Genomic DNA, 26339 nt, shown 5'->3' with positions numbered 1-26339 from the left:
AGAAATATAAGAAAGGAGCGAACAGGCTATGATAAAACGCAGCTATTATGGTTTACTCTCAACCATAACTTTAAGTGCTTTTGGGGATGCTTTTGGCTTGTTGGCTATGGAATGGCTCGTCTATGAGCTGACGGGTTCCAAACTAGCGATGGGAGCACTCGCACTCAGCTCCGGCATACCTGAGCTGCTGCTGCGCTTGCTGGGCTCGCCGCTGTCCGACCGACTCCACCGGGTACGCTTTATGGCCTGCTTGGCAGCCATTCGCCTGCTGGCTATAGCATTGCCACTTGGCATGGGTCTGGCTGGCCAACTGCAGCTGTGGCATCTGTTTGTCGCCGCTGGTCTCAGCGGGGCCTGCGCCGCCCTGTTCATGCCAACAGCCATGGCTGTTATTCCCGGCGTTGCCGATAGCCGGAAGCTGGTGCGGGCTTTTGCTATCATCGATGGCAGCAAAAGTGCAGCAGTCTTGCTGGGCCCCGCCCTGGCTGGGGCGTTGACCGCTGCCAGTGGCGCGCTGCCAGCCCTTAGCATCAACATGTTATGTTACGTTGCGGCCATCACTACCTTGCTGTGCCTGCAGAAGCTACCCAAGCCCTCTCCAGCTCCAGGCCGTTTCTCCATTGCCATCTACGTTCGCGAAATAGCTGAGGGCTTTACCTTCTATAAACAATTCCCCGCCATGCTTACGATAATGATGATGGCCTCTATTAGTAATCTAAGCTCCATTGCCGTCTGGACCATGATGGTTCCTTTTGTACGCGAAGTGCTCCACCGTGATGCGGCGACGATGGGCACACTTAGTACAGTTTTCGCACTTGGAACCTTAGTCGGGCTAAGCGTCATTTCCATGATAGGGGAAATTAAAAAGAGGCGGTTTGTCATGCTCGGAAGTCTGGGGACCATCGGTTTAGTTACAACATTATGGGGGTTGTTTCCTAGTTTTTCTTTTGCTCTCGCCGCCGTATTCGCCACCGGAACGATAGGCCCCTTCTTCGGCTCCTTAAGCTCTTCACTCCATGGACGTCTGGTTCCGAGCAATCTGCAAGGAAGAGTCAACTCCATCCGTTTTTTAATCGGTGGCGGTTTACAGCCTTTTGGTGCTTTTGCCGGCGCCGCGATTGCTGAACTCTATGGTGTGCCTGCGCTTTTTGTCATCGCCGGCTTGCTTCCAATGCTCTGCGCCAGCGCAGCCTTGCTGCTCCCCGGACTCAAAACACTGGACGGCGACCTCTCCACACTTGAAGCCACTCATCGGCGCCCCGTGGTGCAAAGTTCATCGCAAAGTGTTGTAACTGAGCGATAGATGGAAATAGGCTTAAAAAAATTCATTTTAATTATTTATGATGAAATGAATAAAAAAAAGAGATGCTTATAAGCATCTCTTTTTTTGACTATACAGTTAACCTTTGTCTCGGATAACTCGCCGTCACGCACGATTATTTTATGTATAAATAATAACATATATTCTAAAATTAATAAAGAAAAAATCATTTAATACCTAGTTTAAACCAATCTGAATGCTTTCCCCGCCCCATTCTTTCGAACATCTTTACCATTAAGCTTTTTTCACGTTTTGAATTACAACGTCTAAAATAAAAATCTTTAAATAGCTTTTCTATATCTTTTAGACTTTCAAACTGGGAAAGTACTAATAAAGTGTCATATAGTCTTATTTCATAATAAGTTGAAATTCCTGCAGTATTAATTTTGGTTCTTAAACCTAAATCATTTATCAAACCCGAATCAATCCTTAAACGATTCGATGTCCGAAATCTATTAACTAATTGAAAATGTGCACAAGTATTTCTTAATTCAATAAAAATTCGTACTGAGTTGATAAACTTTTGTTTATCAATGTACTTCATCCCCATATCTTCAATGACCTTTTCAAAAACATCTCTTTCAAATCCTAATAATAAACTAAAGAGAGAACCAAACTCAAGGACTTTAATAGTCACCCAGAACGGCGGGTGATCATAAGTAGATATATAAGGATATTTAGCTCTGCAATGCTCAATGAAATTACTATACGTAGCCCCATTGAAATAAATATTTGTCTGAAATATTTTATGTCCTGAAATATTCTTAGCTAAATCTTTAGGTAAACTCAAATGATTTGAACGTGGATTCGTATACTTATTAATATCAATGTAACATGCAGAATCAGAAGCATTTAAATAATGTTTTTCACAAAACCGATATGCCATAGAAGATTTCAAACGGATTTCAAATTTATCTAAAATTTTCAAAATCTCTAAATTCAATTTTTTATCAAAATCATACAACAATAAAAAGTCTTCAAAAAAAAGACCATTGTATTCTTTATTAGTAGCTTTTGAATCAGTTAATAACAATGTTTCAAATCCATTTATCAAGTCAAAATAATTCTTTTCTAATAAATGTCGTTTAGCTTTTTCTTCATCTCTAATAATTAGTTTTCTTTCTTTTAATAAATCAATTTGTTGGTGTAAAGACTTGAATGTTTTGGTAACATGTGTGCTCAAATAAATCTCCCCATTATTTTTAATCTATTTATTTAAAGGTTCTATAATTTTCTAAATGAGCGAGCTACCTAGTTTACTTCCATTTTTCATAAGAAAATGTTAAAAACCACTCTGAATTATACATTAAATAAAAAAATAGGGATATGAACTTCTAGGACGTTTGGCATAATGAATGAGATACTCCACAGAATCGACAAAAACAGGCGATACCGGATACCGGAACATCGCCTGTTTTTATAAGTTTTCACCTAGGAGCATCGCTACTAGGTATATTCTCTTTTCAGTGGCTTGTCACAGTGGCCTGATTCGTAGCCACTAGTTCCCCTCCCCCTTCCGCTAAAAACCGAAGCGGGAGGCGTTGAGCCTTTAGTTTGTATTTGTGTTTGTGTGTTGGTGTTTTGGAATTCGCGCTGATAGCAGCGGAGAGAACGGACTGATTGTGGAAAAGCGGAGCGTCCGCCAGCGTAAAAAGCGCACAAACCTCCAAAAGCTAATACCAAGAACCTAAGGCTCAATCAACCCATATTTCGTTTTTATCCGATCCAACTTCTCAATCATAGGATTAGCAATAAAAAATAAAAACACCACCGTCGAGATCGCATGCACCATATCAAACCAAAAACCTGAAATATAAGTGGTCATTAAAGCCGGCCATGAGAACTCTGAAGTGAACATCATCAACGAGCCTATATTGATAATGCCTCCGTATACGAAAAACGTCGCTAAGCCTCCGAATATACACAGCGACAGCTTATTCTTTTTAAGCAGACCCTTCTTGAAGAAAATGCCCGCCAGGAAGCCAATGATGCCAAAACAAAACATTTGCCAAGGCGTCCAAGGCCCCTGCCCAAAGAAGAAATTCGAGACAAAGCCTGCAACAGCGCCAACCAGAAACCCTGCCTCCGCACCCAAGCTTACCCCTGCGATGATGACAATAGCAACCACTGGCTTAAACTGCGGCAACATAAAAAAGGCTGCGCGTCCCGCCACGGCAATGGCTGCTAACACCGCTATAACGATCAGCTCCCTCGCCTGCGGCTTCCGGTTCTCGAATACCATCGCAAAAGGAATCATCGTATAGATAACAATTAATAGACTGATAAAATAATACTTCCGATCATTTAGCACAAAGATGCCTAATAAAATCGTAGCTGGAATGACTATGAGGATTAGTAGTGCCGCTAATAAAGTTCGACGACTCAAACGACGATCCGTTATCTGCTTCTTTGACATAAATCAATCACACCCTCTATCGTTACTCCCTCATTCCATACATGACGCGCCATACGGTTGGCGGCCGTTGTATAGAAGCTGTTTCCCGCAAAAAACTTCTGTGCTTCATTCGTAGTGATGATACTTCCATCAAAAAACATGGCGCAGACCTCAGCGTATTTGGCACAAAATTCAACATCATGCGAGACCATTACAATAGTAACGCCTTCGGCATTGAGCTTTTGCAGGAATACGGCTAGCTTCTCTTTGAAGGGTCCATCCAGTCCTTTGGTCGGTTCATCCAACAGCAGAATCTTTGGTTCTAACAAAAGCACCTTCGCCAACGCTGCACGCTGTTGTTCTCCCCCGCTGAGATCATACGGATGCATGGAGAGGAGATGTTCCAGTTCTGCGAACTTTACCACAGCTTCAACTCTGGCGGTTTTTTCTTCCTTCGTCAAAGAGAGCTGGGATAACATTTCATATAAATCTAGCTCGACTGTTTTTTTCACAAATAAGGTTTGCGGATTTTGCGGAAGGATGCCCAGATTGTTAGTAAACAACGCTTTGGCATTCATCTTCGCAGGGTTGTTCCCACCGATTAGAACTTTCCCTCTGTATGGCTGAAGGATCCCGCTCATCAGCGACAGCGTCGATGTCTTCCCTGTTCCATTCCCGCCAACAATACAATAAAATTGCCCTTGCTTCACTTCAAACGACAAATCTTTAATGATATCCGGTCCATTTTTATCATATTTAAACCATACGTCCTTAAACTTTATGACTACAGGGCCGGCCTCTTTCGTGCTAGGCTGAGTTTCTGCCATCGTTGCAGGAGTCTTACCCTTTAGAAAAGCATCCAACCATTGGCGCCCTTCCTTCACAGTCACAGGCCACGCTAAGTCATGATCTACTCCTGCAACAATCTGCATCGGTGAGGGCATGGACAGAAACATCGGATGGTTCAGCTTACTTAAAGCCTCGCCCACCTTTTGCGGGGTATCATCGGCGATCACAACTCCCTCATTCAGCACAATCAACCGATCTGCAAGCGGAAGAACATCCTCTAGACGATGCTCGGTCATGATCACGGTTGTTCCCAGCTCACGATTTATTTTTTTGACCGTCTCCAGAAAATCGGAAGCCGCAATAGGATCTAGCTGGGAGGTAGGCTCATCGAGGATTAGAACCGAGGGATGCATAGCCATTATGGAGGCTAAGTTAAGCAGCTGCTTCTGGCCGCCTGATAACTCAGTCACACTTTTATGAAACCAGGTCTGGATCCCAAAAAAACTGGCCATTTCCGCCACACGCAGACGAATAGTAGAATGATCATACCCCAAACTCTCCAGCCCAAAGGCAAGCTCATGCCATACTTTATCTGTCACTATTTGATTGTCCGGACTTTGGAGTACATAACCAATTTCCGCTGCCTGCGTTCTTTGATCAATCTCCTCTACAGGTTGACCCTTATAATAAATTGCCCCTTGGCGACTGCCATGTGGGGTTAGAATTGTTTTCAGTTGTCTAAGCAGAGTGCTTTTGCCACAGCCTGACTTTCCACAAATAGTAATGAAGTCTCCACTTTCAATCGTAAGATTAATATTCGAAAGAGCCGCTTGCTCTTGTTCAGGAAAAGTAAAGCTTAGTTCTTCGATTCGATAGATTTCCATTTCATTGCCTCCACCATATTGATGAGCACTGGGAACATACATAACGCAAAATAAGCGATATATATAAGAATACTAAAAGGCGTAATTGCGCTCGCTTTAATCGACGGATAGAATCTCATGGTGTTCTCACCCATCACTGCCCCTACGGCTACCAGCGCAATTAAGCCTGTCATGATCAAGAGGGCTACTTTGTCTCGGGCATCTAACCGAAAGATAGAAAAGCTTGTACGGCCCGGCAATCCATACCCTCTCGATCTCATGGAATCCGCTGTCTCAATCGCATTTTCCAAAGCCCAGGTGGTCATAATGGAGAGGATCGTAATCCCATTCCGCGCACGCGCGAGGAGATTTCCCTGTGAGACATCCCGACCTATACATTTTTGAGCATTAGAAATCACCTTGATTTGCGCTAAATATCTAGGAACAAAACGAAGCACCATCGAAAAAATCAACGACAGTGCCGGCAGTATTTTTCCGAATATATAAATAAACTTATCCGAGGTCATCACGACGTTATAACAGGAGAACCAAATAATTACCGTCACAAACATACACGCCGCTGCCACGCCATAAAGAATCGATTCCTTCGTAATTGGGTTCCCGTTGTTTAAATAGAACAAGATCGTTACCCCTTGATGATTAAAAACAGGATTCATCACTGCCATAAACAGCAGAAAAGGAATCATGTAAAGCAGATTAAATCGGATGCCCTTTTTTCCTTTTAACATAATTGAGTAGGCTACAGCACTAATAAGGGCAATCACTTGAAATATAGGATGCATGAACACCATGCTAAACAGCAATACAACAACAAAATATAGAAAATTCACAAACGGATGAAAGGTAGAAAAGCTATCCTTCATTATTTCTGAGCTCCTCCTGTGGCTACATAACCACCCACATCTCGACCTAGATCACAAGTGTATACCCAATCAATGACATCGCCATCTTTGAGAACATAACGGCTACTGCCGTAGTTAGGGAACCAGCCATTTACTTTGTACATCCATCCACTGAGCTCTCCAGCGTCGAATTCATACAGATTATTTATGCCTTCAATATAATTACTGTTATAGATCGGCGTCATGCTAAATTCCATATGGATTTTATTCTTTTTCATTTCTCTTAGTAAAACATCAAACACAGACTCACCTTCATAAAAAGTTACCTTCTGCGCTTTATAAATGATACCATCTGCCGGCAATACTTCAAGCTTATCCTGATTAAAAATATCCATGTTATCTAAAATTGTTGCCGCTGAGACGGACAAGGTAGCCGTTAATTGCTTCTTCTTATCTACCGTTGCATCTTGCCATTCCACTGGTTTAGGTTTCCCGCTCGGCACTGGATCGGTAAGAAATTTATCCTTTTTCGATTCCTGCTTGGTTTCTGTTGTCGCTACTTTTGAATCAGGTTTTGTTACGGGTTTTGCCGTCGCTTTCGTTTCCGGCACGGACGTTTTAGCCGCTTTCGGCGTTGCGGTCGGTTGCTTCGTTGCAGCAGGTTTTGTTGTTGCGACCGGTGTTACAACTTCTGTTGGTGCTGAAGTTCCTGTTGGTGTTACAGCTTCCGTTGGTGTTGCCGATTCATTTGGTTTTAGGGTTTCAATGGGCTTAGCTGTTTCACTTGGCGTAGCTGACGGTGTTATCTCTGTTGTCTCGGTAGCGATTGCCTCAGTGGGTTCAACATCATCATTTGTTGCGGAAGCAGTGTTCTCTGGCTCTATAACCTGTGTCTCAACGCTACTATTTGCGACCTTGTTTGGGCTCTTCTGGTAATCCCCGCCCCAAAAGAAGGCGATAGCCAATACACCTATGATTAGTATCGCGGTTAACCATTTCTTCTTGTTCATTTCTCTAGTCCCACCTTAAATAATAAGCAAGGGTATACACGCTACCCTTGCTTATCTCTCTAAATATAATTCTATTTGACGTCTGTCATATCATAAAGACGGGTCTGGCCATTAACGAGCCGATCATAGGAAACCAGTGCATACATCGCCTGATCCGTAGCCATAAGATCTACTTCTCCTGGTTGCGCGCCTCCATTGCCTACTCCACCCTGCTTCACGTGATAAAAACCACCTTCAGGTGCAGCAAAACTAAGCAATGCGTCTACTGCGGAATGTCCATTTTTAATAAATCTGGAATCCTTATGCGGGTCAATACCAAGGCCAGTTAAAGCTACAATCACCTGAGCGATGCTTTCGGAATTTGTAGATTCCCAGCTTGCAAAACCACCGTCTGCTGTCTGTGTTTTGGATAACCAAGCAATCCCCCGGTCCACAGCAGCTGTTACTTTGGCGTTGGTTTTGTAATAAGGCGTTAAGCCTTGAATGACCATCCCCGTGATATCTGGATCAGCCGCTGTAGCATTACTGCCTAGTGCCCATCCACCACCGCTGATCTCTCTGCCCAAAATATAATCAATGAGCCTCTCTCTAGTCGTCTGCGTCTTTACATCCTTAACCACTGGAATGTCGTAATGATTACTGTCCAGTGCAATGAGAGCAAACACAGGTCCGTTAATACCTTGCTTAATTACAGTATCAAAATCCGCGAGCGGTTCCAGTAGGTTATAACCCGCCACTTTATCAATATTTTTGTTGATTGAAGTTAATGCCAAAATAACTCTATCATATTCCGTATATTTTACGCTATGCAGCTTCCCAGCTTTTTCTTTAAGAGTTGCTTCTACATTCGCGTAGTACTTAGTGTAATAACTATCTGGAACCTTCACGCCTGAACGTGCCAGCCCGAACACTGTCCAGTCCCCGCCAACCGAGGAGATAACCGGGTTTGTTACTGTTTTTTGCAAAAAGGCAGCTGTGTTCTGAATATAAGAACTAACTGCTTTATTCTGAATAGTCGGACTAACCACTTTGTTCCCACTCTTATAATCATGGGTTCTAGTAGCTACAACAGCCGCCATTTCTCTAGTTACAAGCTCTTTAGGTTTAAATTGATTATCATCACCTAACATCAAACCAGTCGCAACAACGGTCTCTACATCTGCTTTGGCCCATGCCGATACGGTGTTGATATCTTTAATCGCTGTTCCTGGCTTCGTCGCCGGGATGGCCAATGCTCTGACGATAATTGCTGCCATCTGCTCACGAGTAATCTTGTCATTTGGCTTAAATTCATTATTAAAGCCTGTGATTAGACCTGCCTTATGCGCAGCATTCACATATGGATAGAACCAATCGCCTAGAGCGACATCCTTATAGGTAATGCCTTTATCACTCTTAATATCAAGTTCTAATGCAGAAACGAGAATCTTAGTGAACTCCGCTCTTGTGATATAAGCTTTCGGATTCACCTGGCCATTATTACCTTGGATATATCCTTTTACTGTAGCTGTTTCAATCGCTGAATAGGCCCAGGAAGAGATCTTATCAGCATCTGTATACAGTTGTTTAATATCATTCGTGTTCTGGGTAGGATCCTTAGGAGTCACTGTTGGAGATGGACTCACATTTGGATCAACGCCGGCTTCCGGATTAGCTCCCCCACCAGGAGCAGGAGTAGCACCAGGCTTAGGCGTTGGGCTTGGAGTAGGGCTTGTAGTTGGTATCGGTGCATTTAGATCCACACCCAAATTCGTAGTATAACGCCACTGAATTCTGTCCCCGGAACTTAGGTCATATGAAGATGCTCCATAATTAGGATATTTCCCATTCACATTATACATCCATCCACTGCCGCTGCCATGGTCAAATTCTCCATCGCCTGCGATCGATTCTACATACACACTTCCATATTTACCGCTCCAAGAATCTCGATATTCGATACCGCGGCTATCTAATGTTCTTTTTAGTACAGACCACACCGTGTCACCAGATTGTAGCTCTACCTGTACAGATGGAACAACATATCCCTTATTAATTGTAAGCTTATCCACGGACAGGGTTACATATGGTTTCGATGGAGTGGTTTCGCCACCATTGTTGCCGCCATTTCCTTCACCATTTCCGCTACCACCGTCGCCGCCAGGTGTTTGTACTGCACTGGAAGCATACGCAATGTAGTCAGTGAAGTGATTGGTTTTTACAATTAAGTCATTTCCACTATCATAGGCATACTCAGACTTACCGCTTGCAAAACCTAAGTCATCACTTGCAAATTTTTGAATGGCATGAGGGGTGCCATTTTGAATATAAGCAGCTTCTTTTCCTTTAAGGTCCTTAAAGGTTAACGTAATAAATTGACTAAATTCTACTCTTGCACTACCACCCATGGAAAATGCTTGAAGAATGTTATCAAGCTTCTTGTCCCCAGGAATAATCTGATACACACTATCTTTTAGTGCAGATTCTGCACCGGTTAAAGCTGAAATCAGTTCAATCGCAGAGGCATCCCCACTTGTAACTTTTGCACCCTTAGGAATGACTACAGATACGTTACCTTTTATGGCCTCTATCTGAGGAAGGTCGCTGTTACTTGGTAAATTGACACTAACCTTCGATTGATTTTCTTCCGAAATAGCTACTGTGATTTCTTTGTTGCTATCTCCAGTGCTGATCGGAACGATATAATCATTAGCGTCATTTGGGATTTCAACTTTCGGGTTCTCCCCAGAAGGTAACGGAAGTTCTTTCGGACCCTCTGGTTGCCCAGGCCCCGGTTCTTCTGGTTGTTCCAGTTGCACATCATTCATATCAAAGAGACGGTTGCTATGATTGATCAGACGATCATAGGACACAAGAGCATACGTACCTTGGTCCGTCGCCATATTGTCCACTTTGCCTGTGAGGATATGCTTAAATCCACCCTCAGGTGCAGCAAAGCTAAGTAATGCATCAATAAGCGAATTTCCACTTTTAACAAATCTAGCGTCAGTGTGCGGATCTACGCCTACACCAGTTAAGGCTACAATTACCTGCGAGATACTTTCGCTGCTAGTGCTTCCCCAGCTTGTAAATCCGCCTTGATTGTTTTGGTTATCGGACAGCCATTGGATGGCCCGATCCACAGCAGCTTTTACATCATCACGGGATGCATAATAAGGTGCAAGAGCTTGCATCGCCATCGCAGTCATATCGACATCGGCTTTGGTTACGCCTAATGCCCAGCCACCAGCTTCTGCTGTACCTTTTTTAACCTCTTTATCTAAAATATACTGAACTAGTTTTTCTCTTGTGGTCTGTTCTGTAACTCCATCAACTACAGGAATTTCATAGTTATGGCTATCTAGCGCAATCAGAGCAAAAATCGGACCATTATTGCCTTGCTTTTGGATATATTGATAATCAGCGAGTGCTTTTCTCAGATCATATCCCGCAACATTTGTGATATCTTTTCCGATAGAGGTAAGTCCTAATATTGCTCTGGAATTCTCTGTGCTTTTATTGGCGTCGAGTTTTCCATCCTCTTTAATGATTGATGCTATTTTCGTTGCTACATTGTTGTAATAAAGATCGTAATAACCGTTAGGTACTGTATAGTTCGCCCGGGCCAGAGAAAGGATTGACCATTCTCCACTGCCTGTTCCAAACGACGGGTTCTTTACAGTGTTTAAAATATAGGCAAGGCTTTTATTTAATTGTTGTTTGGCTACAACAGTAGTAGGTTGTTCTAATTGCACATCATTCATATCAAAGAGACGGTTGCTATGATTGATCAGACGATCATAGGACACAAGTGCATACGTACCTTGGTCCGTTGCCATATTGTCTACTTTGCCTGTGAGGATATGCTTAAATCCACCCTCAGGTGCAGCAAAGCTAAGTAATGCATCAATAAGCGAATTTCCACTTTTAACAAATCTAGCGTCCGTGTGCGGATCTACGCCTACACCAGTTAAGGCTACAATTACCTGCGAGATACTCTCGCTGCTAGTGCTTCCCCAGCTTGTAAATCCGCCTTGATTGTTTTGGTTATCGGACAGCCATTGGATGGCCCGATCCACGGCAGCTTTTACATCATCACGGGTTGCATAATAAGGTGCAAGAGCTTGCATCGCCATCGCAGTCATATCGACATCGGCTTTGGTTACGCCTAATGCCCAGCCACCAGCTTCTGCTGTACCTTTTTTAACCTCTTTATCTAAAATATACTGAACTAGTTTTTCTCTTGTGGTCTGTTCTGTAACTCCATCAACTACAGGGATCTCATAGTTATGGCTATCTAACGCGATCAGAGCAAAAATCGGACCATTATTGCCTTGCTTTTGGATATATTGATAATCAGCGAGTGCTTTTCTCAGATCATATCCCGCAACATTTGTGATATCTTTTCCGATAGAGGTAAGTCCTAATATTGCTCTGGAATTCTCTGTGCTTTTATTGGCGTCGAGTTTTCCATCCTCTTTAATGGTTGATGCTATTTTCGTAGCTACATTGTTGTAATAAAGATCGTAATAACCGTTAGGTACTGTATAGTTCGCCCGTGCCAGAGAAAGGATCGACCATTCTCCGCTGCCTGTTCCAAACGTTGGATTCTTTACAGTATTTAAAATATAAGCAAGGTTTTTATCTAACTGTTGTTTGACGGCAACTGTAGTTTCCAGTTTGTAAGTAACCTGATAAGTTACATTTGTTTTGTTTCCAGCTCCGTCAAGAGCCGTTACAGTAATTGCATTACTGCCTGAATTCAGAGTAGCTTTGTACTCCCCATTTGCAGGTGATAAAGTAACTCCATTCAGCTTCACTTCTGGAGTAATGTCACTATATACATTGTCTGTGACAGCTACTTTGAAGCTTATTTCTTTATTGGATACTTCCTGTTTATCTTGTATGCCACTTACTGTAATAACAGGGGGTTCTATGTCTAATGCATTATTAAGACCGACAAGCGCATGATCTACACTTATTTGAGAGCTTGCCATGTTTTCGAGCACGGAATAGGCTTCATAAACTGCCGATTGCACTACTGGTCTGTCCAAAATAGTTTCTTTATTAGGGGCACTGTTAATCTCGGCGATTTCCGCAGTTAAAGCATCCTTATTGGCAAGTTGAACTGGGATTTCCCCCCAGCCGCCAAGATCAGAACCATAGCCATAAGTGGTGAACTGAGTTCGAATGATGTCACCGTCTTGAGGCTTATAATCGGTCATCCCAAACGGAGGAAACACATTATTTACTGCATACATCCAACCCGACATGGAGGTGTAGTCAAACTGACTTAACCAATCTGGGTCTGCTTTAGTGCCGACTGTATTCCCATCGGCTGAAATCATATCTAAAATATATTGTGGAATATTGACTTCACTTCTGCCACTATCTTTAACTTCTGATAAATAAAAACCACTATCTATATTTCCTAAATATCTATAATTGCCATCACCTAGCGCACGTGTTATTAAAGATGCGCCATTATCGCCTTCATAAATCGGAACTTTAATAGGTTCCTTAATATACCCTTGGCCTAAGGTGAATTTCTCTACGGATACAGATACATACCCTTTAAGGGTAGAGCTTGCTCCATCTGCTTGAGCCGGGATTACACTTGTAGAGAATGTCGTAATAAATACAGCTACAATAAGTAACCACGCTAAAAACTTATTTTTCTTCATTTTTCCATAACCCTTCCCTTCATACCTATGATAAAAAACAGAATAAACTTTCTCATAACCACAAAAAAACCACTCAACATAAACGTCAAGAGGTTAAGATAGTGAACCACGATAATAGCTGGCAAACACTATTCAAGCACCTCTCTATCGATCGTAGAGTTTGATGGTGTAACAGAAAAAGGCAGATATTCTGGCTCAAGTATCATCACCCTTGCTGCCTTCCCAGTTTCCCAGTGGCATTTTGCAAGGACTCCTCTTTCACAGCGGCGGGACCGCGCGGGATTCACACCCGCTTTCCATTTAACCAATCTATGATTGTACTTCCGCAACATTCATAGTTGGCACCTATTTCTAATTTTAAATTTTCATGCTTCATCATAACTAATATATATGCTTTTGTCATGTTATATTTCTTTTTTGTATAACGGGCAGCTAGAGATAATCCTATTGAATAACCAATTTCTACGAGTAGGGTTATTCAAATAATTTCTTTATCCAACTGTGGGGCAAATTAATTTAAATCACTAATTCTTATATGAATTTACCACAAATTAGTAAGGTACTCGCTAAGTGTATTCTATGTTAGGGTATATTCAGAAAGCGTTTACAAAATAAAACTGGAGGTGTTTGCGTTCATTTAACCACCAAGTACAGCGTCAAAGCCAGGTCCAAGCATCCTAAATTTATCTCACAAAGGAGAATTCAATGACTACGCGAATCCAGAAATCCTTCTTATCATTGACACTTGTCACCGCTCTTCTGCTCTCTCTGTTCTCATCCATGGCCGCAGCTGCAACTAAGGACGAGCAACAAGCTAAGGCAGCGCCAAAGAGTAAGATCCAATCCTATGTAGACGAAATGCAGCCCGGATGGAACCTTGGCAATACTTTAGATGCTACAGGTGAGGATGAAACCTCCTGGGGCAATCCACGTGTGACCCAAGATCTTATTAAAAAGATCGCCGCTCAAGGCTATAAAAGCATTCGGATTCCTGTGACCTGGGATACTCACATGGGTGCGGCACCAGACTATACCCTAGAAAAGGCCTACCTCGACCGTGTGGAAGAAGTTGTCGGCTGGGCACTGGACGCCAAGCTTTATGTCATGATTAATGTCCACCATGATTCCTGGCTATGGGTAAGCCATATGGAAGAAAAACACGATGAAACGCTGGCACGTTATAATGCAGCTTGGACTCAAATTGCCGATCGCTTCAAGGACAAATCCGATAAGCTGATGTTCGAGAGCATAAATGAACCTCGGTTCACCGATGGTGGAAGCACAGACGAAGCAAAAATGGAGCAAATGCTTACTGAACTTAATAACTCTTTCTATCAAATCGTGCGGAAATCCGGTGGGAAAAACGACCTCCGCCCACTTGTATTACCTTCATTAGAGTCTTCACCTACGCAAACAAGAATGGATCATCTCTATAAGACGATTACGGCTCTGAACGATCCAAATATTATTGCGACCGTTCACTTCTATGGCTTCTGGCCGTTTAGTGTGAACATTGCCGGCTACACCACATTTGAAAAAGATACAAAAAATGATATCACTCAAACTTTTGATAACGTTTACAATACATTTGTACCTAAAGGCATCCCTGTCATCGTCGGCGAATTTGGTTTATTAGGTTTCGATAAAGACACGGGTGTGATTGAACAGGGCGAGAAGCTTAAATTCTTCGAGTATCTGACTTATTATTTGAAAGAAAAGAAAATGACTTCCATGCTCTGGGATAACGGGCAGCATTTCAACCGTAAAACTTATAAGTGGTCTGACCCTGAACTCCACAATGTATTAATGTCTGGTCTGAAGGAGCGTTCCTCCAGCACCGAAAGCGATTTGGTCTACCTAAAAAAAGGTGCACAAATCAAAGATACCAAGGTTAAGCTGAACCTGAACGGAAATAAGCTAACCACCATTAGTGCCAACGGAAAGTATCTGACCAAAGGTAAAGATTACACCTTAAATGGTGAGGAGCTCATCCTCAAAGCCAGCCAACTTAAAAAGCTCACAGCTTCCCAAAAATACGGTGAAAATGCCGTGCTGACTCTGAAATTCAACAAGGGTGTTGCGTGGAGACTTAAGGTGATTGTGTATGACACAGCTAAATTAAGCGATGCAAAAGGCACGACTGAATCCTTTGCCATTCCGACCACCTTTAATGGTAACCAGCTTGCCACAATGGAAGCTGTATATACCGCTGGTGGCAATGCAGGTCCGCAGGACTGGACTCCATTTAAGGAATTCGGCAATACCTTCTCACCTTCTTATAACACTAAAGAAATCAAGCTGCTTCCCGCGTTCTTTAAAGATGTTAAAGACGGCGAGGTAATCCTGAAGTTCCACTTCTGGAATGGTGATATCATCACCTACAAGATCACGAAGAGCGGAACAAACGTTGTAGGAAAGTCCTCTTAACCCCCCGTCCTGTTAACAACACAAATAGGGGTGTCCTTCGCAGGAACATCCCTATTTGTATTGCACCGATCACATATAAACCTCGTCATACGAAATTATCATCAACCGATAAATTAAATAAACGCCAAGATAGGCTCCGGTAATAAGAAACATTGGATTTAAAAATATCGCATGGATCGAGGTCATAAATACAGCATGATCTCTTAATATTTCGTAAATTGCCAAGGCAGAAATATTTCCAAAGATAATCGTACTTAAGATCGAAACAACATTAAAAACCATACGCCACTTTATCGATTTCCCCTGTAACATCAGCATAACAATGGGAACAAGAATACTACCAAGTACGATTAGAAATTTCATCCAGCTCACCTCGGTAATTTTTTAATCGTCCAGTTCCACACTTTCGATTTGTCCGTCTGCATTTACCGTCCACTCGATTTCAACGCCATTGTTCAATCCGAGCTTGTCTTCATCTTCAATGACTATATGATCAGGAATCGTTAAGGTTTGCTCTTTACCGCCCTCCACTTGAACAGTAACCTGTTTACCCTTAACCGCAGTGATCCTTCCGTCATATTCAATCTGCTGCAAAACAATCTTTTGATTCGGATCTGTGATGGTGACCCGCTTGCCTCCGTCAGTTAGCAGCTCAACCTTTTTATGATAGTTATCTTTTAACGAAACCTCCTTGATAACTCTCTGAATGCTAACCCCCTCTGGAAGTTTCCCAGTATTTGAGCCGGGTGACGCAGATGTTAGGGGTTGTTCTGTTGCGTTATTCGTAGGTACAGGTGTAGTTGCTTCTGCAGAAGGTGCTGCGGTTTCTACTTGAGCTGTTGGAGTAGGCACTTGAGTCTCATCCGCTGCTTTAGTGCAACCACTTAGCAATACCGTACATGCACAAATACAACAAAGAATTGTAGCCCTGGTAAAACGTTGTGTTGTTCCTTTATTCGATATCATCTTTTACCCCCGCATTTTAATGTATTTTTTTCTCTATAGTGGACATAGTTTTACCTCTTATCTTCCTTTTATTCACCAGAATATGGCCATCTGAAAGCAACAGTTAGATAACAATTCATGAATATGTCAAAAAACCGCCCTGATTTAGATCAGTGGCGGTCTCCATGAAATGATGAGATAAATTAGATCCTATTAATTTACAATATGTGTGCCAGCCTGTTGGCTCATCGCAGCTTTCATATTTTCCGGATTGGTAATGATAACTCTGCGTCCCTCTTTTTTCAAAAAGCCAAGACTTGCTTCAATTTTAGGCTGCATACTGCCAGCAGGAAAATGACCCTGCTCCGCATATACCAACATTTCTGCCGCTGTAACTTCTTCAAGAGCCTTCTGCTCAGGCGTACCGAAATTCACACATACCTGAGGAACTCCTGTTGTAATGATAAGAGATTCTGCATCGATCTGTTCGGCCAGCAGACTTGTAGCAAAGTCTTTGTCAATGACTGCATCGATACCTTCGTAGGTATTATTTTCGGTTTTGATCACAGGAATCCCGCCTCCGCCAACAGCGATTACCACATAACCCGTCTCAATGAGTGATTTAATGACGTCTTTTTCAACGATATCAATCGGCTTAGGCGATGGAACAACACGGCGGTAACCTCGTCCTGAATCCTCAATGATGACCCAATCTGGCTTGGCACGCTTCATCTCCTCTGCTTGCTCAAGCGTGAAGAAGGAGCCCACTGGTTTCGAGGGAGACTGAAAATTCGGATCATTTTTGCTAACCTCGACCTGAGTAATGACTGTGGCAACCTTTTTGTCTAATCTGCGATGAATGAATTCATTTGTTAAGGCCTGCTGAATTAAATAGCCTATGCCCCCTTGCGTGCCCGCCACGCAATTGACCAGCGGAGTAACATCCATTCCAGTGACTTCCGAAGCCACCTCGCTTCGTCTCAGCTCGAATCCAACCTGTGGACCGTTGCCGTGAGTAACCACCACATCGTTGCCTGCTTGCACCAGATCAGCGATATTCACAGCAATTTCACGTACTGCCTCAGACTGATCCTCTATAGAATCGCGGCCATTGTCTTTCACCAATGAATTACCGCCAATGGCTACAACTATAAATTTACTCATTCCATTCCTCCTGACGGATCAGTTGATCCTCATTTATTAGCGTTTAAGGGCCAGCTGAAATTGTTCCTTCGCGGAGTGAAAATCCGGATTGGCAGGATTATAGCTGATAGCAATATCTATTTCTTGAATGGCCATTTCATGATCACCAAGTAAACCAAGTGACTGTGCCTTATGATGATGATATAAAGGATTGCTCGGATCGTTAGCAATTGCGTTCTCAATCGCCTCAACTGCCTCTTGATGCCGGCCAAGTGATCTCAAGCTGTTCGCCTTATGAAACGAGAAATCATACCGTTCAGGCTGCTGTTCCAGAAGCTGATCCATAACTTTAACCGCTTCCTCATGCCTGCCCAACTCTCTTAAATAATTGGATTTATGATAGCGGAAGAAGCTTTCGCCAGGATCGCGTTCTATCGCTTTGTCATACTCTGCTAACGCTTGCTCGGATCGCTTCATCATTCGGTAGGCATTTGCGGTATAGAAATAGAAATCAAGGTCATCCGGTTCGATAGTAAGTGCCTGTTGATAGGCTGCCAAAGCTTCCTCATATCTCCCGAGTTCCCCTAAGAAGTATCCTTTATAGTAATAGAAGTCTGAATTATTACTGTCCTCTTGCATTGCATGTTCCATAACCAAACTTGCTTTCAGGAAATCCTCTGCCCGAGCTAGCTCTTGAGCGCTTTGAATACTTGGATGAATCGTTAGCTTTTCTTTATTGAGAATACGGATGACCCTCTCCTGTCCCAGCTCTTCTGCATGCTGCAACGATGATTTGCCGTCACGATCCGGCAATTGAACATCCGCTCCAGCATCCACCAACAACTGAATAATATCAGAGTATAAACGGCCACCATTCCCGAGAATTACTGCCTCCAACAAGGCAGACCATCCCAGATTGTTCATATGGTTAACTGCAACGCCTGCTTCCAGGCATTTCTGAACAGTTCTTAGATACCCCTTCTCGCTGGAAGGAAGCAGTGTAGTTCCCCCAAAACGATTTACACTGGTTGTATCCGCACCTGCGGCAAGAGTTAAAGACAGAATCTCATGGAATCCATTGGCACCGGCACACAGGTAGGGTGATAACATAGTGATATCTCTTGCATTCACGTCACTGCCTGCTTCAATCAGCTTTTGAGCGAGAGGAATATGATTTTTTTGCGTTGCCGCCATCAGCGCAGTACGACCACTGGCATCCTTATGATGAACATCGGCACCACGAGCTAAAAGCTGTTCTACGGCAGCTAAATCCCCGCGATCCGCTGCTTGAATTAAATCTTCTGACAGAGTTTGATTAGTCATGGCTCTAGCTCTCCTATTTCTTTTTATCAATTATTTATTCGGATTGCAGCTTGTTCGCTGGGTCACGAAGGTCTGAAAAATGCTTATAAACAAATAATCCTGCAACCATCAAATAGGCGTATACGAACGGCATAAGTGAAGCTTGAGCAAATCCAACAGTCGGCGCGTGAATGATCCCAAATAAAGATAGGCCAGACGCGATTACAGCAAAGACAGCAGCCCGCAGTGGTTTATTCAGGATAGAGAAAATAGTGATGGAGCCCCAAATCAAGCTGCTAAGCGGTGCACCATTTCCTAAATGCATCAGGCCGTTGTAATAAACCCCTTTACTTAATAAGAGATCAATCCCCACCTTAGAAGCCGAAGTTTCAGCCGCATTAAAAATGTTGTTCGCAAGCGTTAAAGCCCAGTTAGCAATCCATGGGAACAAGGTGATAAAGATAACGGGAACTTCATTTTTAGGTGTCTCTCGAACCACCTGATTCGCCGTAACGACCCCGACATAGACCAGAATCGGAACAATCGCCACAACAGGTATGATAGACAACAGCAGTGCCCCTATACCAAAGAGACAAATAATTAACATGGAGAAACCAGAAGCTATGGTATAACCAAGTCCAGCCCCAATAGATTTCCAGCCTGCATGACCAATGTACACAGTTACCGGGAACGGATTACCTGTAAAAGCACCAATACTTGAAGCAACCCCGTTCGTTAGCATGACGTTACGAGTGTTATAAGGATCTCCCGCAGCATGTGCGCTCTCAATATTTTCAAGGTCAAAAATATAATTCGCCAGTCCCAATGGAATTGCAGAAGCCAGGTATGGCAAGGCATGCGGAATCCCTTGAATTAAGCTGGTAATATGCACCTCAGGTGGATTAAACCCCAGTGTTGAAAGAGCCGTTGTGATCGCTTCTGGATTCTGCAAGCCGAATATCCAAGCCAGCGCGGTTCCTGCAATCAGCAGCAGGAATCCTGTAGGAATTTTTTTGAATATCGGCGATTTGCCAAACCAGTTAATAAAGATGATCACAAGTACAACAAAAGCAACCACTGGTGTTTCGAAGGATTGCAGCATCGGGTTCATGGCCAGCAATAACAATCCAAGTCCAGATAAACAAGATAAAAGTACGGTTCTTGGAATAACCTTACGCAGCACATCTCCCAGAAATGAGCCGACAATAAGGATCAAAGCTTCGAACAGGCACCATACGAGACCAATTTGCAGCGCAAATGATGCATCATTGGTTTCTCTAAATACGGGAATTAACACTAGAAAAGTTACCGTAAAAATCGATGGAGCACTAGGTCCTGAAGGTAATGCGGTTATATCCGTTCGGCCTGTTTTTTTGGCTAGCTGATATCCAAACCAGCCATAAGCAATACTTGCGATAAAAATCGCGAGTCCAAACGCAGGAACGACTCTGCCGTAAACCATACCTTCCGGAAATCCTACTACAAAAATTAACAATGAAATCATCGTAAGCAGATTGGTTAAATTGTTAGCAAGCAGCCCGAAAAACGCGGCCCAATCTCCCTTTTTCCAGAACATCTTCATAAATACTTGATCCATAATAAATCTCCCCCTAGATCGTTAGCGCTTACATACCAATGGCTTATGAAGCCCTCAGGCCCTTGAATAGGCCTGAAGGGCGGGTGGTTCTATGAATGCATGCTCTGGCTAAAAGCGAGAATGGCTTGCTCGAAACACTCGATTGGAGGATGAGTGATTCCGGCTCCAATCATTCCGATGCCTGGATCCTTATGGGCAATAGCCGTGTTGATCACTGGCATAATGCTGGTTTGACCCACTTTACGAATATCGATTCCAGTAGGAATTCCGCGGAAGTTCAACAAAGGAATCGTCACATTTGGATTCTCCGTCGTAGTAATTTCCTTCATTTTCACAGAATAGTTCATGGCATCATCTACGGTTCCCCCAACTAATGCTACAATCGCCGGCGCGGTTGCCATGGCGAAGCCACCTATACCATACGTTTCGGTAATCGCACTGTCACCGATATCGAGTCCCGAATCTTCCGGCTTATACCCTGCAAACATCGGTCCGACAACCTTTTGCGCAGGGCCGGTAAACCAGGTATTGCCTGGCATTCCACTGACACGAATACCGAATTCCACGCCATTGCGGGCCATCGTTGTTACGATGGTGCTATGCTCGATGCCATGGGCAGCATCAAGCGCACATTTACAAAGAGCCATCCAGGTTGGTCCGGAGAAATAATCACTCATTGCCACAAAATCGAACACTTCGATTTTCTGCTCATTAGTAAAATCCGTTCTCAGGATAAGCGGCGTTAATGCCTGAATCAAAAGAGTCGTTCCAGCGTTGTTGCGGTTATGGCATTCATCTCCCATATGGAGCGCCTGTGATAACATGAGCCGCAGATCAATGCCGTTCTCAGAGAACTTCATCGCCTCACGCAGCATCGGTCCAAGCACATCTCTCATCCAGATCAAACGGGCAACGACCGTTTCATCGTTTGCACCCATCCGCAAGATTTTCGACAGTTGCTCACTAAGGTTCGTATAAGCGATGTTGCCATACGTTTTATTCTCTACAATGTGCATGAACATAGAGGCTGAGGTTACCCCTGCCATGGACCCCACACAATTATGCTCGTGACAAGGGGAGAACGTAATCTCACCTGATGCCGCTAGTTCGGCAGCTTCATTCAGATCCTTCGCCAAGCCCTCAAAGACCAAAGCGCCGGTAACTGCACCTTTCATGGGACCACTCATCTTATCCCAGGTAATCGGAGGCCCTGCATGTAATATCGTAGTCTTAGTCATCCCTGGTACGACATTGATCGCTTGATCAAAACCAACCAATACCGGTTGTGAATTCACGATTCGCTCTACAGCCAGCTTGTTGGCAGCCTCAATCTTTGCAGCAATCCCCTCTTGCTCTAACGCATCCAGTGCGGCAATTAATTCGGGCTTACCTCCACCAGGTGGCTTCCATTCCAGATGGGTTACGTTGCCTTTTTGCTTCAGGATATCATCCTTGAACATTTCTAGGCCGACATTGATAACGTGAAGTTCACTCTTAAATAACTCATTGATTCTGCTCATGTTATACTCCCTTCTCTACAAAACCTCTGGCAAGAAGTCCTGCATTCGTATTACTGCTTGCATAGGTAACGCCCGCGGATACCAGCTTATCAAGCTGTTCTTGGACGAAAGGTGTATCCAGATCGGTTCCAAGTACATAGCCGACAATCTCCAAATGTCTGCCTTCTTGTTCCGCTGCTTGCTTAGCCTCAATAATTGCAGGCACCATAACACCTACTGGATCCTCATGCGATCCATAGCCTAATACAAAATCCATAATGATCACGCCCACCGCCGGGTCCTTTGCTTCCTGCTTGAATCTGGCAATCCGTGAAGAAGGATCAATCATCGGATGTGGTTTGCCGTTAGTGAACCCATCATCCCCAAAGTCAATAAACGTATGCGCTTGGCTGATATGGATATCACCCAGCTGATATTCCGGATCTTTTGGAATATTGCTATAGACATCGTCGTATTTCTCCATCGCTAGATACATTGCTTCATCACATAAAGTACCGCCGCAGAATAACCCACGAATATACTTCTGTTCTGGCTTCAGCTTGACCTTAATCTCCTCAATCAGCGGAAGGTTTAGCGGATGCTTGTCAATTTGACTCTCATCAATGCCGGATAGAATTACCGCCTTTAGCGCGGCCTCTTTGGTTGTTTTGGCAAAATGTCCACCTGCTTCCAGAACAGCTTCCTCCGTTCCTCCGATAAAGCAGACCACGACAGGCTTATGCATATTTTTGATTTCATTCAGCACTTTTTGTTCCACACTTTTGGCGGGTGGCTTGGAAATCAACACAATGACCTTAGTGGCTTCGTCTTCGTTAAGCGCTTTCATCGCATCAAGCATCATTACTCCGCCGACACGTTCACTTAGGTCTCTGCCGCCTGTGCCAATCAACTGTGAGATGCCTCCGCCAAAATCGTGAATCCGCACGCTGATTTCCTGACTTCCTGTGCCGGATGCACCCACGATGCCGATATTGCCTTTACGAACCTTATTGGCAAAACATAAGGCCATATTTCCAATGATCGCGGTTCCGCAATCCGGCCCCATCATCAGCAATCCACGCTCATGTGCTATTTTTTTTAATTCAATTTCGTCTTCTACGCTTACGTTGTCACTGAACATCATGACATGTAGATTATTCTCCAGCGCTTTTCTTGCTTCTCTGGCTGCAAACGCTCCGTTGACTGAAATCACTGCAAGATTAGCTGCTGTCATATTCTTCACTGCCGACTCAATTGTTGGATATTTAAGCTCTGTACCGCCAACTGCACTATCTTTTTTAATAAACAGCTCTTCGATTGCTTCAAAGGCAACTTCAGCCAGCTCAGGGGATGCTGCTTTGATTACGATCATCAGGTCACTATTCTTAGCTTCCTCTAGCTCAGGGGTTATCAGCCCTACATTCGCTAATACCTCTTTATTCATTTGAGTAGCCATTGCGATAAAAGCTTGTTCGACACCCTCTATTTGATTCGCTTTGGTCGACAACGACATGAGCGAGACGGAATCAAAGTATGTGTTTCTTTTAATTACTATTTTAGTCGACATATCTTACCTCCAACGTTGTTCTAGATTAAGATTCAAACCGCTAATGATCCCCAAGGCAATATCTGTTCCGGAAGAAGAACCTATATCCAGCACTGCCGATAAGCCAAGAAGCATATTTTCCTTACTCTCATACATGAGCGAATGCAGCATCTGACCCATTGACTCTCTCACCTGACCCCAAGCCGCTTTTTTCAGAGCCATATAGCTTATTTCATTCGTTAATTCAGCTGCTTCGTTCACGACTTCCCTGCACCACGGCTGATATTTACTAATAGGACTCTGAGGCAGATGGATCGCAGCAAACAATCCAACTAAAAAATCATCTCCCGACGGAGTCAGCCCTGAGCCTAACCCCATTAGTCGAATTGCATAATGAGTAGCCTCTTCCATGCTGTCATTCGCCAAGGCATTGAGAAGACCTGAAGATCGCTCTTCCAGCAGCCGCATCGTTTCTCTCTCAAAGCTGCTAGAACCCGCAAACTGCTTCATACCGCCTGCTTTTCCATAGCTATTGATAAAAGCCCTTGCCGCAGCCAAATTATCTCTTAGCGTCTTTACTTCTATTGGAAAAATAGATAAAGAGCTCTGCCAAACTGTCAGTTCCTTGATCGATATTGAAAGCTTAGTGCCAATATATAATTGATCATTCTCCGCAAAAACTTCATCTCCCACAACCAGTCCAAGATCCGAAAAACTACTAACCTCTGTGATCAAAGTATTAGGCGCATTATCTATCCTACTGCTCGCAATGGTATATAATTCATCAGTTGCCTTGCACCTTACATTTATCGTCCGCTCAAATATGCTGTGTACATTTCCGAAAAATCTTGATTCTCGAATCCGATGAAAGAACGCGCTATCACTGGATATCCCAGCTTTTAAATAAGAGGTACACTTGCTCTGAGAATGCTCCGTTTGATCGCCCCCTTGAGAAGGAAGTAGATAATGGTTTGGTCACTTACTGTCAGGTTATCCTATATAGAAAGCGTTCTCATAAAAAAACCGTAACGGTTGATGATGAATGATAGAAGATGTTACACTCAGTTCATAAAATTCCAAGAATGATGAAGATTGAGCTGCTTTCTGTGTGAAAAAGGATATTTTTGTGAAATATATCACAGTTTAACGGATAAACGTTACCTGACACCCTTATTGTAGTCCTCCGTACACTGGGGGTCATCATACAAGAACACTAAAAACAACAAGTAATCACTATGCACATTGCACAATGGGCGAAGATGAGAGGTGTGAATTGATGCTAACGATAAAAGATATCTTACAAATCAAATCCATCGAAGGCATAAAGATCGTTGCGGGGCATTCTGGCCTAAACAATCAAATCTCCGTAGTTAATATCATCGAGAATCCGGACGTATTTGACTGGCTGACCTCGAACGAGCTGCTTTTATCCACCGGATATATCTTCAAAGACAGCACGGAGCTGCAGAACAAATTCATTCATGAGCTGGTGGAGAATAACTGTGCAGGACTCTGCATCAAAATGAAGCGATATTTCGATGCTATCCCGCAGAATATGATCGAGCTTGCTGATAAGCATGGACTCCCGCTACTGGAGCTCCCTTTTGAATACACCTTGTCCAGAGTCATTGCGATCATTAACGAAAAGACCAACGCGGATTACGATGCTGTGAACCGACGCTCGCTCGACCTTCATAATGCGCTGTTCAAAATCGCACTCGAAGGAGGCGGTATTGAGCAAATATCGGCGGAATTGTCCGACACGATCCATAACCCTGTTCTTATATTAGATAGAGACTGGAACCTACTCTGCTATACAGATCATAAGGATAACCCATCTCCACTTCAGGAATTCCTGCCACTGGTGAAGAACAGGCCTGTTTTTCCACCAGAGTTCACGGTAGCTTTCCCAAAGTATATTACTGAAATCAAAAAATCCATCAAACGCACCTACTATTCTCAGGGACAGCCGTACAAGTGCTGCATTATGCCGGTTTCTGTATCCAGTAACGCTTACGCGTATATCGTCGTTCTGCAAACGGTACGCAAGCTGGTTGAATTTGACTACACCGCGTTAGAGCATGTATCCACGATGCTTGCACTGGACCGGATCAAAGCCAAGGAAATCGAAGAGGTAAAGCATAAAATTAGGCAGGACTTCTTCGACGACTTATTAGCTGGCAATATTACTTCAACAGAAACACTGCATTCCCTATCTGCTATGCATGGGCTTAAAGTTAACTATGCGTATTACTGTACAGTTATCCATATTGAAGCTACACAGCTGGAAAACTACACGGACATGGTTTATAGAAAATACGAAATGGAGCATATGGTCAAAAAATGTGTCAATTTGATCTATGGCTTGTCCAGTAATGCAGGTGGAGAGCTAATCTGTTACTATCGCAATCAGCAAATTATCATCTTGATCGGAAAAAATGAAAATAAACCGCCAATTTCCGTAAGCGATACGAAAGCCTTTGCTCAAGAGGTGCTGCAATTGCTGGCTCAGGAAATGACTAAAAATCATTTTCTCATCGGCATTGGCAGTCAGTATAAGACACTTGCTTCGCTCCATCGAAGCTTCTTCGAGGCCCAGGAAGCTATGCGGCTCATGCAGCGGTTTAATAAAGACAGCCGGAGCATTGCTCACTTCGAGGATTATTCTGTCTATCATTTTTTGGATTCCAATATTAAGCCTACGGAAATGGAGACATTCTTTAACAAAGTTCTGGGAGGCATCCATGAACATGACCAGACGATGAACACGAGATTCATGTCTACCTTGGAGTATTATTTTATGTACAATCAGAATGTAACCGAAGCCGCCAAAGCGATGTTTATTCACCGCAACACCTTTATTTACCGGATTGATAAAATCAAAGATTTGCTAAATATAGATCTGAAAAACTCAGATGAGCTATTCGAGATTCAACTGGCACTTAACCTCTATCGATTGCTGCAAAGGGGTTAAAA

Annotated in this window: 17 protein-coding genes and 1 riboswitch; of the genes, 3 read left to right on the top strand and 14 right to left on the bottom strand. The window is 43.4% G+C overall.

Annotated features, from left to right (window positions below; all coding sequences use genetic code 11):
* Positions 1-28: 28 nt before the first annotated feature.
* Positions 29-1303: an MFS transporter gene (locus tag NST94_RS03930; protein WP_339171432.1), complete on the top strand. Its 1275-nt coding sequence runs from the start codon at positions 29-31 to the stop codon at positions 1301-1303.
* Positions 1304-1487: 184 nt separating this feature from the next.
* Here the strand turns inward: NST94_RS03930 and NST94_RS03925 are convergent, their stop codons facing one another.
* The 6 genes from NST94_RS03925 to NST94_RS03900 form a co-directional block, all read right to left on the bottom strand.
* Positions 1488-2504 carry an Abi family protein gene (locus NST94_RS03925; RefSeq protein ID WP_339281691.1) on the bottom strand — a complete coding sequence of 339 codons (1017 nt, stop codon included), beginning with the start codon at positions 2502-2504 and terminating at the stop codon, positions 1488-1490.
* A 504-nt stretch (positions 2505-3008) separates the two neighbouring features.
* Complete coding sequence (locus NST94_RS03920; protein WP_036684891.1) at positions 3009-3737, bottom strand: ECF transporter S component; 729 nt, start codon at positions 3735-3737, stop codon at positions 3009-3011.
* Entirely contained in the window at positions 3719-5389 is a 1671-nt protein-coding gene (locus tag NST94_RS03915) for an energy-coupling factor transporter ATPase (RefSeq protein WP_339281690.1), read from the bottom strand. Before NST94_RS03915 ends, NST94_RS03920 begins: the two co-directional genes overlap by 19 nt.
* Positions 5362-6252 carry an energy-coupling factor transporter transmembrane component T gene (locus tag NST94_RS03910; protein ID WP_339281689.1) on the bottom strand — a complete coding sequence of 297 codons (891 nt, stop codon included), beginning with the start codon at positions 6250-6252 and terminating at the stop codon, positions 5362-5364. The genes NST94_RS03915 and NST94_RS03910 overlap by 28 nt, the downstream gene beginning before the upstream one ends.
* Complete coding sequence (locus NST94_RS03905) at positions 6252-7241, bottom strand: DUF4430 domain-containing protein (protein WP_339281688.1); 990 nt, start codon at positions 7239-7241, stop codon at positions 6252-6254. Before NST94_RS03905 ends, NST94_RS03910 begins: the two co-directional genes overlap by 1 nt.
* 71 nt (positions 7242-7312) lie before the next feature.
* Positions 7313-12904: an S-layer homology domain-containing protein gene (locus NST94_RS03900; RefSeq protein WP_339281687.1), complete on the bottom strand. Its 5592-nt coding sequence runs from the start codon at positions 12902-12904 to the stop codon at positions 7313-7315.
* Between the two features lie 162 nt (positions 12905-13066).
* A riboswitch (cobalamin riboswitch) is annotated at positions 13067-13268 on the bottom strand.
* Between the two features lie 341 nt (positions 13269-13609).
* Here NST94_RS03900 and NST94_RS03895 point away from each other — a divergent pair.
* Positions 13610-15331 carry a cellulase family glycosylhydrolase gene (locus NST94_RS03895; protein WP_339281686.1) on the top strand — a complete coding sequence of 574 codons (1722 nt, stop codon included), beginning with the start codon at positions 13610-13612 and terminating at the stop codon, positions 15329-15331.
* Between the two features lie 69 nt (positions 15332-15400).
* Here the strand turns inward: NST94_RS03895 and NST94_RS03890 are convergent, their stop codons facing one another.
* From NST94_RS03890 to NST94_RS03855, 8 genes are all read right to left on the bottom strand, one after another.
* Complete coding sequence (locus tag NST94_RS03890) at positions 15401-15694, bottom strand: transposase (RefSeq protein ID WP_076310523.1); 294 nt, start codon at positions 15692-15694, stop codon at positions 15401-15403.
* 21 nt (positions 15695-15715) lie between these two features.
* Positions 15716-16297 carry a hypothetical protein gene (locus NST94_RS03885; protein WP_076305183.1) on the bottom strand — a complete coding sequence of 194 codons (582 nt, stop codon included), beginning with the start codon at positions 16295-16297 and terminating at the stop codon, positions 15716-15718.
* A gap of 192 nt (positions 16298-16489) precedes the next feature.
* Entirely contained in the window at positions 16490-17440 is a 951-nt protein-coding gene (arcC, locus tag NST94_RS03880; protein ID WP_076128616.1) for a carbamate kinase, read from the bottom strand.
* A 36-nt stretch (positions 17441-17476) separates the two neighbouring features.
* Entirely contained in the window at positions 17477-18742 is a 1266-nt protein-coding gene (locus NST94_RS03875) for a tetratricopeptide repeat protein (protein WP_339281685.1), read from the bottom strand.
* Between the two features lie 34 nt (positions 18743-18776).
* Positions 18777-20318, bottom strand: coding sequence for a hypothetical protein (locus NST94_RS03870; RefSeq protein ID WP_036684876.1), 1542 nt, complete (start codon positions 20316-20318; stop codon positions 18777-18779).
* A gap of 89 nt (positions 20319-20407) precedes the next feature.
* Positions 20408-21838, bottom strand: coding sequence for a DUF1116 domain-containing protein (locus tag NST94_RS03865; protein WP_076302917.1), 1431 nt, complete (start codon positions 21836-21838; stop codon positions 20408-20410).
* 1 nt (position 21839) lies between these two features.
* Positions 21840-23384 (bottom strand): acyl-CoA synthetase FdrA, encoded by a 1545-nt coding sequence (gene fdrA, locus NST94_RS03860; protein ID WP_076302916.1) that lies wholly within the window; start codon positions 23382-23384, stop codon positions 21840-21842.
* Positions 23385-23387: 3 nt separating this feature from the next.
* Positions 23388-24056 carry a DUF2877 domain-containing protein gene (locus tag NST94_RS03855; protein WP_339281684.1) on the bottom strand — a complete coding sequence of 223 codons (669 nt, stop codon included), beginning with the start codon at positions 24054-24056 and terminating at the stop codon, positions 23388-23390.
* Positions 24057-24639: 583 nt separating this feature from the next.
* Between NST94_RS03855 and NST94_RS03850 the strand changes: the two genes are divergently transcribed.
* Positions 24640-26337 carry a PucR family transcriptional regulator gene (locus NST94_RS03850; protein WP_076305179.1) on the top strand — a complete coding sequence of 566 codons (1698 nt, stop codon included), beginning with the start codon at positions 24640-24642 and terminating at the stop codon, positions 26335-26337.
* Positions 26338-26339: the final 2 nt, after the last annotated feature.

Source organism: Paenibacillus sp. FSL H8-0282, assembly GCF_037963825.1.
GTDB classification, from domain to species: domain Bacteria; phylum Bacillota; class Bacilli; order Paenibacillales; family Paenibacillaceae; genus Paenibacillus_AQ; species Paenibacillus_AQ odorifer.
Note: the sequence above shows the minus strand (reverse complement) of the source record. Positions and strands in the feature narration are given on the sequence as shown.

What these genes read in the sequence shown, in the direction of transcription:
- NST94_RS03875 (WP_339281685.1), bottom strand. Translation starts at nt 18,742, where the DNA reads ATGACTAATCAAACTCTGTCAGAAGATTTAATTCAAGCAGCGGATCGC.
- NST94_RS03930 (WP_339171432.1), top strand. Translation starts at nt 29, where the DNA reads ATGATAAAACGCAGCTATTATGGTTTACTCTCAACCATAACTTTAAGT.
- NST94_RS03885 (WP_076305183.1), bottom strand. Translation starts at nt 16,297, where the DNA reads ATGATATCGAATAAAGGAACAACACAACGTTTTACCAGGGCTACAATT.
- NST94_RS03910 (WP_339281689.1), bottom strand. Translation starts at nt 6,252, where the DNA reads ATGAAGGATAGCTTTTCTACCTTTCATCCGTTTGTGAATTTTCTATAT.
- fdrA (WP_076302916.1), bottom strand. Translation starts at nt 23,384, where the DNA reads ATGTCGACTAAAATAGTAATTAAAAGAAACACATACTTTGATTCCGTC.
- NST94_RS03890 (WP_076310523.1), bottom strand. Translation starts at nt 15,694, where the DNA reads ATGAAATTTCTAATCGTACTTGGTAGTATTCTTGTTCCCATTGTTATG.
- arcC (WP_076128616.1), bottom strand. Translation starts at nt 17,440, where the DNA reads ATGAGTAAATTTATAGTTGTAGCCATTGGCGGTAATTCATTGGTGAAA.
- NST94_RS03900 (WP_339281687.1), bottom strand. Translation starts at nt 12,904, where the DNA reads ATGAAGAAAAATAAGTTTTTAGCGTGGTTACTTATTGTAGCTGTATTT.
- NST94_RS03850 (WP_076305179.1), top strand. Translation starts at nt 24,640, where the DNA reads ATGCTAACGATAAAAGATATCTTACAAATCAAATCCATCGAAGGCATA.
- NST94_RS03920 (WP_036684891.1), bottom strand. Translation starts at nt 3,737, where the DNA reads ATGTCAAAGAAGCAGATAACGGATCGTCGTTTGAGTCGTCGAACTTTA.
- NST94_RS03870 (WP_036684876.1), bottom strand. Translation starts at nt 20,318, where the DNA reads ATGGATCAAGTATTTATGAAGATGTTCTGGAAAAAGGGAGATTGGGCC.
- NST94_RS03915 (WP_339281690.1), bottom strand. Translation starts at nt 5,389, where the DNA reads ATGGAAATCTATCGAATCGAAGAACTAAGCTTTACTTTTCCTGAACAA.
- NST94_RS03895 (WP_339281686.1), top strand. Translation starts at nt 13,610, where the DNA reads ATGACTACGCGAATCCAGAAATCCTTCTTATCATTGACACTTGTCACC.
- NST94_RS03865 (WP_076302917.1), bottom strand. Translation starts at nt 21,838, where the DNA reads ATGAGCAGAATCAATGAGTTATTTAAGAGTGAACTTCACGTTATCAAT.
- NST94_RS03905 (WP_339281688.1), bottom strand. Translation starts at nt 7,241, where the DNA reads ATGAACAAGAAGAAATGGTTAACCGCGATACTAATCATAGGTGTATTG.